Below are 16,837 nucleotides of genomic sequence, written 5' to 3' on the forward strand. Positions count from 1 at the left end.
TTGCATTCAAAGTAATAATTAACCCTGCTCTTACAAAATTTTTAAGTCGAAAATAATAATTGTTTGTCCCACTATTTCATACATATTATAAAAGGGGTGATGGACATGATTAATTCGTTATCAACAGCAAATTTAATCCGATATGTTGTGGCATATGTATTTATTACTTCAGGTGCTATGAAATTAGTTAGTTCCGAATTGGCAAATGTTTTTATCAATTTAGGGTTACCCTATCCACACATCTTATTGAATGTTACAGCCTTTTTAGAAATTATTTGCGGTATACTCATTTTATTAAACCGTAGTGTAAAAAACGCAGTTATCCCTTTAATTGGAATCATGATTGCAGCGATTATACTAACAAAGCTTCCCGTCATTAACAGTGGAATTTTACCATTTGCTTTTAGTGCTAGATTGGATTTCGTCATGTTAGTATTTCTCTATATCTTATATAAAAAAACACCTGCATAGCCTTTGACCAGATAAATCTGGTTTATTTTTTTGTGATAAAATAGAATAAATCAGCAGAAGGGAGTGAGTATTATTTTTTTAAAAGAAAAAGTAAAAAATCTTCCCTCAACACCTGGAGTCTATTTAATGAAAGATTCCAAAGGTACTATTATTTATGTCGGTAAAGCAAAAAATCTTAAACGGCGAGTTCAATCATACTTTCAACAGTCAAAAGCCCATCCTCAAAAAATAAAAAAACTTGTAAGTAATATAGAGGATTTTGATTTCATACGAACGGACACAGAATTTGAAGCATTTATGCTGGAATGCAAATTAATTAAGGAATTAAAACCGTTATTTAATAAAATGATGAAAAACCCGCAATCCTATTCGTATATCTTGATTGAAATGGATAAAGCCTTTCGGACTATTGAAATAACAAATACCAAAGAAGAAAACGATGGAAGACTTTATTTCGGTCCATTCCCTAGTAAGAAAAGAGTCGAACAAGCGATTATGGGGATAAAGGAATCCTTTAAAATCCTTTGCAGCAGCAACAAAATAAACAATGCTCCCTGCTTAAATTATTCCTTAGGCTTATGTATTGGCATGTGCCGCGGGGATTCTGCTATTTCTAAGTATAATAAGATACTAGACAACATCATTGGATTACTGTCTGGAACGAACATGGAGATCCTCGTAGAATTGAGGCAACAAATGACCTGCGCTTCTAGGAATTTCGATTTTGAAGCAGCTGCTAAATATAGAGACAGGATTGAAGCCATTAATTTTTTAATTAAGAAGGAAAAGGTCATTGAATTCACAGAGCAGGATCATAATCTAGCTGTTTTAGAATATTTAAGTGATGAAACCTGCAAACTCTTTCTCATTAAACGGAACAAGATCCTCTTTAGTAAAAATTTTGATGTTGACGGTATATCCGTTGAACAACTTGGCTCACTGATTTTAACTAATTTTACTAATGATTCATTTCAATCCTTTAAGGAATTAGGCAGAGATGAAATCGACGAAGCCCAAATTATTTATAACTTTATTAAAAGCAGCGATTGCCGTTATATCACCATACCGAAAAAATGGATTCCCCAGCAAAACCGAGTAAATGTCGAAAAGGCACTTCAAAAATTACTCTCGGATAAAATTAAAGCGCAAACCACATAAATAGCCCTCAGGATGTCTCTAGGACACCGAGGGCTATTTTAGTATGACAAGCGGTATATTAAAAATCGCTCGTTCTGATTATGTTCATATAAACCCGGAAGATGGACCTCTTCCTTTAATTCAAATAAGGTGTGGTTTTCTAAAAAATAGATATAATCTTCAGATGGATAATACAAAATCACATCTACCTCACGTTTGGACTTTTCGACTGAAGCTAAAATATTATTTATGATTTTCCAAAATATAGGTATTGTAAAAGGATTGAAAAAATAAAAACGATTATCTAGGGGGGCAATTTCATATTTCTCTGCTAAGCAGCAATGAAATTGAATTTTCCCTTTTGCACTCTTATATTTCTTCAAATAACTCGTTTGGTTTTCAACTGCTTCCTCATAGAGGGTCTCGTTCATTTCTACGCCTGCTACAGAAGCCTGGAATAAGTAATGAATATAGAAATTTAACCTTCCTTTACCACAGCCAAAATCTACAATATGATCGGTACTTTTTAATTCATAATTCTTAAATAATAGTTCTAGTGCGCTATATGGCGTTGGCTCATATCTGTGATAATGGAAAGACTTATTAAAACCCTTTTGGTCTCCTCCAGTACGTATGTTCAACAAATCATCATAATACTGTTCCTTCATTTCTATACTCCTGCCTACCCCATACGTTCTTCATCATTCATATGCCGATGGGTCGATAAAAAAATTGTACCCCAAGTAGACGACCAAACCAATCGCTGTTGTCAAAAATGCCCAGCCCAGAGTTACTTGCTGTATTACCAAATAATTATTACATAATTGTACGGGGGACCAAATATATAACCAACCCAATCCCAAAAACATAATCGTGAAACTAATAATAATTGAATTCTTACCAAATGAACTGAGTTTTTTCCAACTATCTCTTAACGAAACTCCAGCCAAAAATGGCAAACTTATAAATTTAAAAACTTCTACGCTCTGTGTCGTCAACGCTTCATCCATTGTTCGGGGTAACATCCAGTATACCATGATAATGACAAATAATAGAATCCCAGGAACCCCATTACTATTCCACTTTTCAAAAAATCCCGGAAATCTATTTTTAAAGAAGCATGCCATTAAAAAGCCAGCAATCACCAGCATCGGCATTTGCATATGCATATGAATCACCATGACTGTTTCCATGAAATTTGCAACGGGAGGAACAACTAAGAAAATAAATAGCAGGAAGCCATAAAATGACTGATTCATAGACTATTCCTCCGTTCCGTTCTCTAGTATGTTACTAACTGTTTTTGCAGCTTCGTTGATTTCTTTGTAGTCCATAACATTTACCAAGCTGCCTTTCTTATCAACTAAATAAAAAGCAGAATTATGTGCGAAATTTCCATATTCATCAGGAATCACGATAACGCCGAATGCTTTTAATAACTGGTCTAATTCTCTTTGATCTGGAATTCTTGCCATCCTCCAGGTTTCCCCATCACTCTTAAAAAAATCTTTATATTTGTTTAATGTGGCAGGGTCATCTCTTTCGGGATCAAAGCTGATACTCAGAAAAACAATGTCTTTACCTATATACTGGCTAGGCACCTTATCGTACACTTGCTTCATGTTATATTCTAATTCAGGGCAAACGGTTGTACAGGATGTATATAAAAATGTAATAAATACATATTTGTCTTCAAACTCAGATATTGAATATTTACGGCCATTGCTATCTTCCAGCGTAACGTCCGGGAATTTTGGTTTATCATCAATCAGCTGCTTTACTCTAGCAGTTTCCGCTGTAAAGGCACTAAATCCGTCCGTTCCTATAAAAAATAAGACGAATCCAAACACAAGAACTAAAGCCAACGAGATGATGTTATGTTTATTTTTGATCATGATCGATCACATCCAACTATAATTTAATAAAGAGATAGCCCAAGAACTTGAACTATCTCTCTCATTTGAATCACCAAGTCTTATACGGCGGTGATCCTGGCGGTGCGTTTACGATAAATTCAGTTAATGGTATTACATATGCCATTGCAACGACGATCAACATAACAACAATCCAAATGCCCCAGCGTTCAGTCCAATAAGGAGTTTTTGTTGCATTATCTTCTTCTTCTGCAATTGGAAATTCTGTTTCTCCTTTTGGTGCAAAGAACATCATATTAATAACGGCATACACTTGAAGAATAACCCCAATGATTAACAATGTTCCTCCCACTGCCAAGCACATTAAGTATGGGTCCCAGCCTAAGGCAGTAGCATGGTCGCCATAAGTTGTGTAAGAAGTTCTTCTTGGTGAACCTAGCAATCCTACCCAGTGCATTGCACCAGCCATAAAGATCATACCGACGGTCCAAATCCATGTTTGAATTACACCTAATTTATTAATCTGAGGAGTTAATACACGTTTTGAAATATACGGAACCAACCAATAACTGATTCCAAAGAATGTCATAACGACAGTCATACCTAATGTTAAATGGAAGTGTCCAACAATCCACATGGTATTGTGAACCACTTGGTCTAATTGGTTCGTGCTTTGTGCAATACCGCCTGCACCTGCTGGAATAAAGGCTACCATGGCAATAAATGGTGCTAGGAAACGAACATCACCCCATGGCATTTTCTTCCACCAGCCAATTAATCCTTTTCCGCCTTTTCTTCTAGCCGTTCTTTCAAATACTGCAAACAATGCGAAGGCTGTCATTAAAGATGGGAATCCAATCGCTAAGCTCATAAACACGTGCATAAATTTAACGAGTTCATTGATACCAGGATCAATGATTTGGTGGTGGAAACCGCCAGTAATATTCATGACAACTAGGGCAATAATGACGACACGAGTTAAAAGGTCACTCCATCGTCTGCCGCCAATAATTTTTGGTACTACTACATACCACGCAGATACTGCTGTTAAATACCAAATATTAACAAGTGTATGTCCAAAAGCCCAAAATAGTGTCCGAGCCACCATAACATTGATGGTTTCAACCCAGCCTAGGGTCCATGGTAAAATCATCACTAAAACTTCGATTGCAACTGGGATAAGCGCGAAGAACAAGAGAACGAATACACCTGTTGCAAAGTAAGCAAGAATTGGAACGTGTTGTCCTTTGTTGTTCTTTCTCCAGTTTGCCACTTGAATGAATGAGCCAATACAGCACGCCCATACACCTAATACAATAAATACTAAGCCAAGATAAAATACCGGATGAGCCGCCATTGGCGGGTAGAATGTATACATAACGGAAGCTTCATTCATCAAGATCGGAATCACTGCTAATACAAATCCAACCATCTTCAACCAAAAACCAACCCATGCAATTCTTCTAACCTTTGGAAGAAGTCCTCCTAAGGTGTGCGAAAGTGAAGCATAAAAGTATCCAATCGTAAAGAAAGCCGTTAATACAAGAATTAATAACAAGCCATGTGCTGTTAGAACTTGATAGTAATTAAGCCATGATGGAAGTTCTAAAAGTCCGGCACGGTTTAAACCTTGAATCAATCCTAAAAATCCGCCAATCAGTAGTGCCATGAATGCTACAAATATATATGATTTCGTTATTTTAGCGTCCTCTGGGCTAATTCCCATTGCTTTATTTGTTGTTTCCATAATTTTCTTTGGAATTGCTGCTGCCATTTTAGCTTCCCCCCTTTACTTAACCGTAATGGTTGTACTCATAAGTTGGTGACCTGCGCCACAATATTCATTACAAATAACTAAATAATTACCCGGTGTATCAAATGTTTGTGTAATTTTTTGGATATGTCCTGGCATAACCATTGCATTAATATTAGTGCCAGCTACTTCAAATCCATGGACTACATCTTTTGAAGTCATAATAAACGTAACTTTCGCTCCAGCTGGTATTTCAATGTTGTTTGGAGTAAAGCCGAATGCTTGTAATGTCATAACCACTTCATATTCGTTATCGCCTATTTGTTTTAATCCAGGTTTATCGAAAGGAGCAGTTTGATCCACTTTCTGAGGATCGATGGTTTCCATATTACTTGGCGGTCCCATTTCTAAAGCAAACGCTTGGTATCCTGTGATCAACATGAATCCCATAATGATACCAAAACTAATCGTCAGCCATATTTTTTCATCAAGATGCATTTTCATTGTTTATCCCCCCCCTTAGATTCTGGCCATATAAAGCCCATATAGTACTAGATACGTAGCAACAATTACGACACCGACCACTGTGACGGAAACCCATGTTCCTTTTAATGGTGCTTCTGTTTCTTTACTGCCTTTTTTATTTTGATTCGCTTTTACAGCTCCCATTTGAAATCTACCCCCTTATTTGTTCTTCATTTGTTTTTACCTTGTTTATACTCCTATCATAATTGCGAATTGTTCTCAGTGTAGTGAACTGCATCACGGGCATGAAAATTTTTAAAAAAATGGACGTGAAAATTAGTACAGGAGTAAAGAAGGTAAATGAGGGGCAAATCAGGTGAATTTTTAATGGGGTTCGTCCTCATAGGTGTGATGAAGCACAGATCAGGAGAGTTTTTAATGAGATTTGTCCTTCATTTGCGTGATGAAAGACAAAACAAAAGATTCTACACCGAGATTTGTCCTTTATAAGGATTTTCGTTTGCTCTAACAGTGCAAAAAAAACTGCCCCTGGCCTGCAAAATTAATGCAGGTCAAGGGCAGTGCTCTTTTTTAAAAAAGGGTCACAGCAACCATCAATAAAAATAGGACTGTTATATAATTTACTGAATACAAAAATATTACATGCGCCCATTTTAGATCATTTTTCACAAAAAAGCCTTTAATACTTACTGCCAGCCAGCCGACATTTAACAGTGTGGCCATCACAATAAATACTGAACCAAGCTGCCCTAAGAAAAATGGCAATGGAAGTAAGCAGGCGACATAGATTAAAATTTGCACTTTGGTATTTTTAAATCCCTTAACTACTGGAAGCATCGCCACACCGGCAGCTCGATATTCTTCACACTTTTTCATCGCAATCGCAAATGTATGTGGCATTTGAAAAACAAATAAGATGAGAAACAAAATAATCGGAACAATATGCATGCTTGACTCAATTGCTGCCCACCCGATTAACGGTGTTACAGCCCCTGATACACTCCCGATGATTGTATTAAACGTATATCTCCGTTTTGACCACATCGTATACAAAAGTACATATGTGAACCAACCAACGAAACCATAAAAGGCCGCTTCGATAGTCGTAAATAATAACATAATGAAACCGATTATGGTAAAGGCAATCCCCATTATTAAAACTACTTTAAGAGGAATATTCCCTGTTACTGTTGGGCGTTTTTTGGTTCTTTCCATAATTGTATCAATATCCACATCATACCAATTATTTATGATTAATGCTCCTGCCATGACCAATGTGCTGCCGATGATCGTTAAGAGGAATACTCCCAGGTTATCTACTAAAGATTTTCCAGTAAAGTGAAGGGCTAACCAGAATCCAGAAAAGACAGGCAGGACATTAGCAAGCAATACACCAGCCTTAAAAAGTGCTTTTAAATCCTTCACTAAGGTAGAAGGAGGTGAATTTTCTTTTTCACTAGAAGGTATTTCATTCATACCCATTGACTTAATACCTCCTAACTATTCCTTACCTACATTAAATCACACTTTTAAAGCCATATACATGATTTGAATCACTTTTTATTGCTAACACCTATCATCCTGTCGGAATACCAAAAACTGTGGGAATATTTTCATTTCCCACAGCTTCCGTTTATCTCTCTTTACTTTCGTTCAATTCATCCATCAGCTGTTTTGTTCTTTTTGCATTTCCTTCTGCAAAATTCTCAAGCCGCTCTTTTAATTCATCATCATCATGAATCCGCTCCGCTGTAATCAGGTACGTCCTCATAAGATCTTCTTCTACTTCAATTGAATGTTCCAGAATTTCTTCAAGGTTATTTTTCTCTTCTTCATTCTTTCCTTTAAAAATATTTGCCGTCAAAACAGAAAACCTCCTCCTGGATTTAGGAAACTAAACCTCTTCCACGGTCGCAATATAAGGTAAGTTTCTATACTTTTGTGCGTAGTCAATTCCATATCCCACGATGAATTCATCTGGGATGACAAATCCAACATAGTCGACTGGTAAATCCACTCTTCTTCTTTCAGGCTTGTCTAAAAGTGTGCAAATTTTAATCTGCTTCGGTTTATGCATATTTAAATGGTCTCTCAAAAAGTGCAACGTCAAGCCACTGTCAATGATATCTTCAACCACCACAACATTTTTATTCGTGATATCTTCATCAAGATCTTTTAAAAGCTTTACTTTTCCAGTTGTTTCTGTTTGGTCGCTATAACTTGAAACGGATATGAAATCTACGTTAATAGCTCCTTTCATCTCACGAATCAAATCAGCTGCAAAAACAAACGAACCTTTAAGCACAACAATTAACATGATAGCTTCATTGTTAAAATCCCTTTCAATTTCCTCTGCTAATTCTTTTACTCTTTGTTTAATTTTTGTTTCTGAAATCATCGTATCTTTCACTCGATAAGCCACTACTCATTCCTTCTTTCTTCACATTCCAGATAGAAAATCATTATTTTCAAAATAACACTTGATGTCACTGTTACCATTTTCACCTTAACAAAAAAGCGTGCCCCTAACAACCTAATCGTAATGTGTATGATGATTGCCAATGAGGACAAGATAAACCTAAAATTCCCTTCTTCTACGGAAACATGCAAATTGCTGGTAACTGAGGGATAAACCGATTAGGAGGAGAGGTTTGAATGAGTTTAATAAAAAATAATAAAGGGAACATCCGTAAGACGTTGGACTGGTTATCAGACCAAATAAAGCCTTCCTTTGATTTAGTGTACAAACCATTACATATTGATGATAAACATGCAGAGCTTTTATACATCAAAACCGTTGTGGATGGCGCACAACTCCAACAGCTAGTCATTAAGCCTTTCTTTGAATTGGGAAACGACCGGCATATAGAAGCCTATCTCAACTCGCTTCCAAACCTACAGGATATAGAAGTAAAAGAACAAATTCTGCTTGAATTGACCAAGGGTAGTGTGATTGTTGCAATTCGGAACCAACTCCTATTATTGGATCTAAAAAGGGTCAAATCTGATACCGTTTTAGAAACCATGATAGAGCCGACGATTCAAGGACCTCAATTATCTCTAAGTGAGGATATTGCTACTAATATAAATCTTATTCGCCAGCGCTACCATAAGTCTTCACTTAAAGTAGAGACGATGGATATTGGTGAAAAAACACATCTAACCTTAGCCATTCTCTATGATGAAGACGTTGTCCTCGACGCAGTCTTAGATAGTATTAAAAACAAACTAAAGTCAATTAAACCGCAAACAGTCCAATCAACCATGGAGTTGAACCGTTTATTAAACGATAAAAAACGCTCCTTAATGCCCATCATGATGATGACAGAGCGCACTGACCGTGTCGTTTATAATCTCGCAGGAGGTAAAGTTATTCTTTTACTAGATGGCAGTCATACTACCGTCCTAGCACCTGCAGTCTTTTTTGATTTTATGTCATCAATGGATGATAAATACGGATCCTATTGGATTACGAAATTCTTAAAACTACTCCGCTATTTTGGATTGTTTGCCTGTCTAATCCTTCCAGGATTATACGTGGCGGCTACATCCTACAATCCCGAGGTTTTCCGAGTAGAGCTTGCCCTATCTGTAGCAGGAAGCAGAATTGGTGTCCCATACCCCTCGTTTATTGAGGTTCTCTTTTTGCTTGTTTTCATGGAACTTTTAACAGAGGCCAGTATCCGCCTGCCAAAGGCGGTAACTGGTACTGCCACAACTGTTGGAGGACTCATTCTGGGACAGGCTGCAACAGAAGCAGCTCTTGCATCCAATATTATGATTATTATTGTGGGTGCCGTGGCGATATCAACCTTTGTCATACCAATTAATGAAATGAGTTTTGCCATACGCGTGGTTCGTTTTATTCTCCTTGCCATCTCCAGTTTTGCTGGTCTAGCAGGTTTGTTATTTGGGTTAATCGGATTACTTATGTATTTGGCACAATTGGACAGTTTCGGAGAACCATATTTTAAAATCTACCTTCAGAGCAAGCGAACAGAAACGGAGAGGACTTCCACATGAACCGTTACTTTTTTTACCTTGTCTTTGTCAATATGGTAGCCAATGTTGTCGCCTCCGTTCCTAAGATTCTCATATCACACAGGACAGGGGGAGCACTCGTTTCCATGATGATTTCCTTTTTTTTAGGATTGGTTTTCTGCTATCTCTGTACCCGTTTTTTTAACTTATTCCCGGGTAAAGGCCTTCCAGACTTGACGAAAAGGTATCTGCCCCGGTGGTTATCCTTTATGATGATTTTTGTCACTTCGCTCACTTGGTATATCGCGGGTCTTATTACCTTAGTGACGTTCTCCTTTTTATTAAAAAGATTTTTAACCCCAGATATGCCTTTGACCTGGATTACAGCCACCTTCTTGGCTTTTCTCTCCTATGGCATTTTGATGAAAAGCAAGAGTGTCCTTTTTACAATTGAGACCGTTCTGTTATTCTGTCTGCCATTTATTTTTGTTATTACACTCAAAGCATACACAGCACCTGAGTTGAAGTTGGATTTTATTAAAGAATCGCTAATGTATATCAATCACTATCCTAGTTTTTCAGCAATCGCCGCTTCTATCTATTTATTATTAGGCGGATTTAATCTCGTCATCTTTAATCGCCTTTTTAAAAGAGAACAGCGAATCAACTGGAAAAACATGCTCTTTATAGGGTTCATTGGGGGTGCGACGTTTGTTACTACATTTTTTATTCCAATTGGAATGCTCGGGTTTGATGCAGTCGAACACGTGGTTTACCCATGGATTACAACCAGCGATACTCTTCGATTAGAATTTTTTATTGTAGAACGTGTGCTTTATATCTTCCTGCTCCTATACTTGGCCATTTCTTTTCTGAGCGTTCTGATACACTGGCATGTTACCTTGGAGCTGCTGAAAAGCATTTTGTGGTTTAAAAACATGACATTGTACAAACATAACCTTACCCCTTATCTTTTTATCGTGCTTTTTTGGCTGGGAGGCTTAAAAAGTGTTACCTACTTGACTGAATACCAACTTATTCAGTTTTCAAGCTATTTTCTGAATTACCTGCTCTGTTCATTTGCTGTGATGTTTGGCCTTTTTTGGATGATTAAAAGGAGGGCTAAGGTTTGAAGATACCCGTCCATCGTTTAGGAAGACCCTTTACTGCTACAGTACTCGCACTATCACTGATTATTCAATCAGGATGTGGATTTAAAGACATCGACAAAAGAATCTTCGTCCTATCTGTCGGGATTGATCATACAGATAACGAAGAGAAACCTTACAAGATTATCCTTAAACTTGCGGTTCCCTCTGGTTCCCTAAAGCAATCAGGAACTGAATATACTTACCTGACAAAGGAAAGTGAATCAATCGCGTCAGCCATTCGCCTGTTAAAGACACATGTGGATAAAGAAATTGATTTTGGCCATGCAAAGGTGATTGTACTAGGAAAGGAGATTCTTCACCATGACTTAACAGAGGTGTTGGACATTTTTGTCCGAAGAAGGGACATTCAAAGAATCTCCTGGGTAGCCATTGGGAAACCAAATGCTGAAAGTGTTTTAAAGGCAGAACCTTCGTCCGAAATGGCAGGCTCCCATGCTTTATTTAATCTTTTTGATCAAAATGGGGTTGAAAGTTCCTATATCGTGACTACTTTTCTTTTTGACCTTAGGCGGAGAATGCTAGAGACGGGAATAGATCCAATTCTACCAGTTTTAACTTCTAGTAAAGACAAGAAGAAAATTATTGTAAATAGTTCTGTCCTTATTGCTAAAAATAAAGGTCCTTTAAAACTGAACCCTCAGGAGACTAAAATATATAATCTGTTGGCGAATAACGTTCAAAGGACGGATTTAACGGTAAAAAGGGATGACCTGCAATATACCGTTTCCATTGATACAGCAAAAACCAGTTTTAAAATCATCACAAAGCCAAAACAGAAACCAGTCATAAAAATGGATGTTACGATGGAAGGTATTATTGAGGAATCGAACCAAGGAATGAATATAAATGCCCTTAAAACCTTTAGTAAGCAGGCGAGTGAAGAAGCAAACAAAGACATCACCGCCCTGCTTAAAAAGTTACAGGAAAATGAAGTAGACCCTTTAGGTTTTGGTGTTCGGTATAAAGCGACCAGGCTGCATTCTAAGTATACCGATAAAGAATGGTTAAAGCTTTATCCTACTATGTCCTTTGATGTAAATGTTAAGGTCTCTATCATGAGCACTGGTATTATAGAATAGCAAAAATCACATAACCCTCAAAATGCCTATCAATTAACATACAAATATTGAAAAAAGAAGGGATAGAGAAGTATAATATAGAATTTATCTGACAGAATGGATTTTGTACAATAACGAAGGAGTGAAGAAAATGCCAATAAATGCTTATCTTGTTTTTAATGGTAATACCCGTGAAGCAGTGGAGTTTTATGCGAAGGTTTTTAAAACGGAAGCACCGCAAATTATGACCTTTGGTGATCAACCGCAGCATCCTGATTACCCTATGCCAGAGGAAGCAAAAAATTTAGTCATGCACACTCGGCTGAATATTGATGGAAGTACTGTTATGTTCTCTGACAATTTCCCTGGATCGCCATTTGTAGAAGGCAACAACGTGACAATGGCACTAGTAAGTAAAAATTTAGATGATATCCAATATTGGTATGATCAACTAAAAGACGGCGGAAAGGTTACCATGGAGCTGCAAGAAACCTTCTGGGCAAAACTCTATGGACAGGTAACTGATAAATTCGGAATCCATTGGCAGATAAGTCATGATACCGGAGAATACGGAAGTTAATTTGTACAAACAAAAGGGATACAGCTTCTAATGACTGTATCCCTTTTTGCTTTCTAATTATTTCAAACTTCTGCTTAAGAAGGCTTTTGTCCGTTCATTCTTAGGATTAGTAAACAATTCTGAAGGGTGCCCTGATTCAATAATTTCTCCGTTATCCATGAAAATAACCCGATTAGCAACTTCCCTGGCAAAGCCCATCTCATGAGTAACGACTATCATCGTCATCTGCTCTTTGGCAAGTGCCTTAATTACCTCTAGAACTTCCCCAGTCAATTCAGGGTCCAGCGCTGAGGTTGGTTCATCAAACAAAAGGATTTCAGGGTTCATCATTAAAGCTCTAGCAATAGCCACCCGTTGTTTTTGGCCGCCTGATAGATTTGCAGGATAAGCATCCGCTCTCTCAGTAAGACCAACTTTCCTCAACAGATCATTACTTCTCTGCTGAATCATTTCTATCGGCTCATTCTTTACTAATTTAGGAGGCAGTTCTAAATTCTCTTTAACCGTCAAGTGTGGAAATAGATTAAAATGCTGAAAGACCATCCCCATTTTTGAAGTAATCTTTTTGATTTCCTGCGGTTTAGCGTAGACTCCATCTTTAACGAATGAATCACCATCAATCGTAATGCTTCCTGCATTTATTTCTTCCAAGTGAATTAAACTGCGGAGCATGGTGCTTTTCCCGGAACCAGACGGTCCAATTACCGCTATTACATCATTTTTATTTACATCAAATGTTATCTGTTTTAGCACATCCAGCTTGCCAAACGATTTTCTAAGGTTGGAAACCTCAATGATAGCCACATTTACCAATCCTTTTTATTCAAATTTGTATCTTTTTTCAATCCCTTTAAAAATAAAGGTTAGAACGAGTGTCATAATGAGATAAATTACTCCAGCGACAAAAAATGGAACAATAGTAAAGTCACGGTTTACGGCAGTTTGAGCGTAGTGCAGCAACTCTGGTACTGCAACAGCATAGAGCAAAGCAGTATCTTTAACAAGTGTCACCGATTCATTTGCAATAGCCGGCAGTGTGACCCGAAACATTTGGGGTAAGATGATTCTTGTTGTTGTCTGCCACTTACTTAATCCAAGAACCTGTGAAGCTTCATATTGTCCTTTATCAATTGCCAGGAGTCCACCGCGGAAAATTTCAGCAAAGTATGCAGCGTAATTTAAGACAAACCCTAAACAAGCTGCAACAAATCGGTCTAAAACTAAATACTCGCCAACTACAGGCAGCATCGGAAGGCCGAAGCAAATTAGCAGTAATTGCAGTAACAGAGGCGTCCCCCTCATGATATAAATATAACCCTGAGCAAGTAAGGATAAAGGCTTCAAGCTGCTTTTTACAGCAAGCGTAAGCAAGAAACCAAGTGGAATTGAGACGATAATAGCAATAAAAAACAATAGAACGGTCATCTGTGCACCTTCAAGCATTGGTACCAGAATGGACGTAAAATAGTCTAACGTCATTGAAAACTCCTCCAAAAACAAAACAGGGTTCCCAATGGAAATCCTGTTTCACCTTATTTTCATATTACTTTAGTACTTTATCTTCTCCAAACCACTTTTCAGAAATACTAGCAGCTGTTCCATCCTCGTTCATCTCATCAAGTGCCTTTTGGAGGTTTTCAAGCAATTCTTCATTTCCTTTTTTCACACCAATTCCATATTCTTCTGGAGCCAGTGATTCATCAAGTACCTTAAATGTACCTTCTTCTTTAGTCATATAATAATCAATAACAACTTCATCAATGACCACCGCATCTAAGCGACCACTCTTTAAGTCTGTCAAAGCTTGTACATTATCTGCAAATTCAGTAACCGTCTTAAGTTTATCTTTTACTGGAGAAGCATTCAAGGCATCTGAAGCTGAAGAAAGTGACTGAAGTCCAACTACTTTACCATCTAAATCGTCTAGCTTTGTAAGTTCAGAATCAGCTAGGGTCACAAGTACCTGTGCATTTTTCAGATAAGGTTTTGTGAAAAGGACCTTCTCTTTCCGTTCATCCGTGATTGTATACCCGTTCCAGATTAAATCAATTCTACCGCTGCTGAGCTCTGCTTCTTTTGTTTTCCAGTCAATTGGCTGAAATGTAACTTCCTTGCCCATTTTTTCTGTTGCAGCTTTAGCATAATCAATATCAAAACCTACAATATTATTATCCTTATCACGGAACCCCATTGGCGCAAATTTATCATCGATACCAATGACAAGTGTTTCTTCCTCTTTACTTGTTGATTTAGAGCACCCTGTAAAAATTACAAGTATTGCACTTACTATAAGAATCATAATTGCTAATTGTTTCTTCATTTGTATATACCCCTTTTATTATTAAATTCACTTTAGCGCGTTACCATATTATCATACTACCACATTATAACACTATAATATTATGTAGTACAACATAATAATAAAAAGAAGCCTATTTTTTAAAAACTGGCCCCATTCGTTGCTATTTTCCATATCATATGATCTTGTCCTTGTCCCCAATAATCCTTCAGTAAATATTCAGGTTCTCCGAATTTCTTATACCAAATCGTTTGGGCAGTTTTAAAGCCGCTGTCAAGACAGAACTCTTGAATTCCCCGGGCTATTAATATCTGTAACATCTCCGCTAGGAGTCTATTCCCGACACCCTGTCTTTGATAAACGGGGTGTACGTATACCGTCCCAATTTCAACCATCGTCCCGAGTTCTCCATTGGTACACTCTTGAATCAGTTCATTTGCTGTCCCACATGCTATTGTCCCAATAATTTTGTCTCCAGCCAAAGCTATTAAAAAATATCTTTTCTCTCCTCTAGTCTCAAAATCCAATTTCAAATACTTTTTCTTACTTTCAATATCAGCTTCAATATCTTCGACTAACTCCGCTAATCCTTCTCTTGCAAAGGTATCAGTTAAGACCGTCTTAAAAAATTGGTTAAGTTCCTCTGTATCTTCAATTTTAGGTCTTCTAATCTCAACTTTTAGCACCTTAAACCTCCAATTATGTTGACATATTTTTTTGAACGCGTATTTTATTTACGACAAAAAGTCCACTATAGAGAAGGAATGTCCCAGCCATTAAAATGATTCCTAAGTAAACCGACATCATCGTCGGCACTAAAAATGCCCCCAAAACAATCGCACCACGAGCGATTAAATCAGCTCCACTAAAACCTAAATTAGAAAAGGCAGAATAAGAGCCGCGCTTATCCTCCGGCATCATATTTGCTTTTTCAGCATTGGCAATCGGAGAATAAATAAGCTCACCAATTGTCGCTATAGCATTAAATAAAATCAAAACATACCATATATTGGCCGAAGTGACGATGGTATAACCTGCACTATACAGCAAAAGTCCTAATAGCAGCATTTTACGCGGAGAAAATTTATCTGTCATTTTCGTTACAAAGAATGTTAGGGCCACAACCATCAGCATATTTTCGATATTTAGGAAACTGAGCATTCTTACCCCTGCCACTTCAAAGTTTCCGATGAATATTGATTTGAATTCCTTCGCTAATCGCACCCCGATATAACTGTTAAGTGAGAATTCGGCTGCAAAGATAAACATTGAACCCGCAACGGCCATAACAAATGGTTTATCTTGAAACGCAACTTTATAATTTTGGAACAGATCCATAAAAATATTTTCATGCTTTTTTTCCAGTAATTTAACTCGAGTATCCTGCAGCCATATTCCATAGGCAATCGGCAAACTAGTTGAAACGACCGTTAGCGTGATAAAAAGCTCTAATTGATGACCCACATATAAAAGTCCGCCCAATGCAGCCCCGATAGCCATTGCTAAATTAACCAGCCAATAATCAAGAGCATAAACGCTTTTTCGATTTTCAGGTGTTGTCGAATCAATAATAATTGCGTGCACAGCAGGACGGCCGAGACTGCTGGTAATCGTGAAAATTACATAGCTGGCCGCAAATAATACAATCCATTTTTGGTCAGGCAATAAGCTAACTGTCATTAGAGCAAACATTAGTGCACTGGACGCCGATGATGTGATGATAATTTTTTTACGAGGGAAGCGGTCTGAAATATAGCCCCCGATAAAGTTAATAAAAAAGCTAATAATGACCGTAATAGCTAAGAAAATGCCCGCCCAAACCGCTCCCTTGTGCTGTGCAAAGAAGAGTGCCATAAACGGCATTACTGAGCTGGCAATTGCTCGGTTAAAAAAAGAAGTAATCAGTCGAACCTTAATATTTTGGGGATAGTCTTTCCATGCCATAAAATACCAACACCTTTCATACTAAATATAGTAAACTAGACGTAGGAGTTTAAAAATGACCAATTTTCAAAATAATGTCTAC

The 16,837-nt window shown here is 37.4% G+C and carries 20 protein-coding genes; 6 read left to right on the forward strand and 14 right to left on the reverse strand.

Annotation, left to right across the window (positions count from 1 at the left end; genetic code table 11):
* Positions 1 to 105: 105 nt before the first annotated feature.
* Positions 106 to 471 (forward strand): DoxX family protein, encoded by a 366-nt coding sequence (locus ACN6MT_RS28000; protein ID WP_419954088.1) that lies wholly within the window; start codon positions 106 to 108, stop codon positions 469 to 471.
* Positions 472 to 597: 126 nt separating this feature from the next.
* The gene (locus ACN6MT_RS28005) at positions 598 to 1,629 is read left to right on the forward strand and encodes a UvrB/UvrC motif-containing protein (RefSeq protein ID WP_419954089.1); all 1,032 of its coding nucleotides are present in this window, start codon (positions 598 to 600) and stop codon (positions 1,627 to 1,629) included.
* Positions 1,630 to 1,667: 38 nt separating this feature from the next.
* Here the strand turns inward: ACN6MT_RS28005 and ACN6MT_RS28010 are convergent, their stop codons facing one another.
* From ACN6MT_RS28010 to hpt, 9 genes are all read right to left on the reverse strand, one after another.
* Positions 1,668 to 2,276, reverse strand: coding sequence for a methyltransferase (locus ACN6MT_RS28010; protein WP_419954090.1), 609 nt, complete (start codon positions 2,274 to 2,276; stop codon positions 1,668 to 1,670).
* Between the two features lie 33 nt (positions 2,277 to 2,309).
* Entirely contained in the window at positions 2,310 to 2,867 is a 558-nt protein-coding gene (locus tag ACN6MT_RS28015) for a hypothetical protein (protein WP_419954091.1), read from the reverse strand.
* Positions 2,868 to 2,870: 3 nt separating this feature from the next.
* Positions 2,871 to 3,503 carry an SCO family protein gene (locus ACN6MT_RS28020; RefSeq protein WP_419954092.1) on the reverse strand — a complete coding sequence of 211 codons (633 nt, stop codon included), beginning with the start codon at positions 3,501 to 3,503 and terminating at the stop codon, positions 2,871 to 2,873.
* A gap of 70 nt (positions 3,504 to 3,573) precedes the next feature.
* On the reverse strand, positions 3,574 to 5,256 hold the full coding sequence (locus tag ACN6MT_RS28025; protein WP_419954093.1) for a cbb3-type cytochrome c oxidase subunit I: 1,683 nt from the start codon (positions 5,254 to 5,256) through the stop codon (positions 3,574 to 3,576).
* Positions 5,257 to 5,271: 15 nt separating this feature from the next.
* On the reverse strand, positions 5,272 to 5,739 hold the full coding sequence (locus ACN6MT_RS28030; protein ID WP_419954094.1) for a cytochrome c oxidase subunit II: 468 nt from the start codon (positions 5,737 to 5,739) through the stop codon (positions 5,272 to 5,274).
* Between the two features lie 15 nt (positions 5,740 to 5,754).
* Positions 5,755 to 5,904 carry a hypothetical protein gene (locus ACN6MT_RS28035; RefSeq protein ID WP_169803730.1) on the reverse strand — a complete coding sequence of 50 codons (150 nt, stop codon included), beginning with the start codon at positions 5,902 to 5,904 and terminating at the stop codon, positions 5,755 to 5,757.
* A gap of 387 nt (positions 5,905 to 6,291) precedes the next feature.
* Positions 6,292 to 7,203 carry a heme o synthase gene (gene cyoE, locus ACN6MT_RS28040; protein WP_419954095.1) on the reverse strand — a complete coding sequence of 304 codons (912 nt, stop codon included), beginning with the start codon at positions 7,201 to 7,203 and terminating at the stop codon, positions 6,292 to 6,294.
* Between the two features lie 151 nt (positions 7,204 to 7,354).
* A complete protein-coding gene (locus tag ACN6MT_RS28045) occupies positions 7,355 to 7,585 on the reverse strand; it encodes a hypothetical protein (RefSeq protein WP_419954096.1) in 231 nt (76 codons plus the stop codon).
* Positions 7,586 to 7,615: 30 nt separating this feature from the next.
* The gene (hpt, locus tag ACN6MT_RS28050) at positions 7,616 to 8,119 is read right to left on the reverse strand and encodes a hypoxanthine phosphoribosyltransferase (protein WP_063255394.1); all 504 of its coding nucleotides are present in this window, start codon (positions 8,117 to 8,119) and stop codon (positions 7,616 to 7,618) included.
* Positions 8,120 to 8,376: 257 nt separating this feature from the next.
* On the opposite strand from hpt, the gene ACN6MT_RS28055 reads away from it, so the two are divergent.
* From ACN6MT_RS28055 to ACN6MT_RS28070, 4 genes are all read left to right on the forward strand, one after another.
* Positions 8,377 to 9,744, forward strand: a complete 1,368-nt coding sequence (locus tag ACN6MT_RS28055; protein WP_419954097.1) for a spore germination protein — start codon at positions 8,377 to 8,379, stop codon at positions 9,742 to 9,744.
* A 32-nt stretch (positions 9,745 to 9,776) separates the two neighbouring features.
* Complete coding sequence (locus ACN6MT_RS28060; RefSeq protein WP_419956541.1) at positions 9,777 to 10,835, forward strand: GerAB/ArcD/ProY family transporter; 1,059 nt, start codon at positions 9,777 to 9,779, stop codon at positions 10,833 to 10,835.
* Entirely contained in the window at positions 10,832 to 11,953 is a 1,122-nt protein-coding gene (locus tag ACN6MT_RS28065) for a Ger(x)C family spore germination protein (protein WP_419954098.1), read from the forward strand. Before ACN6MT_RS28060 ends, ACN6MT_RS28065 begins: the two co-directional genes overlap by 4 nt.
* Positions 11,954 to 12,083: 130 nt before the next feature.
* Positions 12,084 to 12,512 (forward strand): VOC family protein, encoded by a 429-nt coding sequence (locus ACN6MT_RS28070; RefSeq protein ID WP_419954099.1) that lies wholly within the window; start codon positions 12,084 to 12,086, stop codon positions 12,510 to 12,512.
* Between the two features lie 57 nt (positions 12,513 to 12,569).
* Here the strand turns inward: ACN6MT_RS28070 and ACN6MT_RS28075 are convergent, their stop codons facing one another.
* The 5 genes from ACN6MT_RS28075 to ACN6MT_RS28095 form a co-directional block, all read right to left on the reverse strand.
* Complete coding sequence (locus ACN6MT_RS28075) at positions 12,570 to 13,316, reverse strand: amino acid ABC transporter ATP-binding protein (RefSeq protein WP_419954100.1); 747 nt, start codon at positions 13,314 to 13,316, stop codon at positions 12,570 to 12,572.
* 15 nt (positions 13,317 to 13,331) lie between these two features.
* Positions 13,332 to 13,991 (reverse strand): amino acid ABC transporter permease, encoded by a 660-nt coding sequence (locus tag ACN6MT_RS28080; protein ID WP_419954101.1) that lies wholly within the window; start codon positions 13,989 to 13,991, stop codon positions 13,332 to 13,334.
* 64 nt (positions 13,992 to 14,055) lie between these two features.
* Complete coding sequence (locus tag ACN6MT_RS28085) at positions 14,056 to 14,832, reverse strand: amino acid ABC transporter substrate-binding protein (protein WP_419954102.1); 777 nt, start codon at positions 14,830 to 14,832, stop codon at positions 14,056 to 14,058.
* 119 nt (positions 14,833 to 14,951) lie between these two features.
* A complete protein-coding gene (locus ACN6MT_RS28090; RefSeq protein ID WP_419954103.1) occupies positions 14,952 to 15,497 on the reverse strand; it encodes a GNAT family N-acetyltransferase in 546 nt (181 codons plus the stop codon).
* Positions 15,498 to 15,510: 13 nt separating this feature from the next.
* Entirely contained in the window at positions 15,511 to 16,755 is a 1,245-nt protein-coding gene (locus ACN6MT_RS28095; RefSeq protein WP_419954104.1) for an MDR family MFS transporter, read from the reverse strand.
* Positions 16,756 to 16,837: the final 82 nt, after the last annotated feature.

The sequence above is a fragment of the Neobacillus niacini genome (assembly GCF_048572935.1).
Classification (GTDB): Bacteria; Bacillota; Bacilli; order Bacillales; family Cytobacillaceae; genus Neobacillus; species Neobacillus niacini.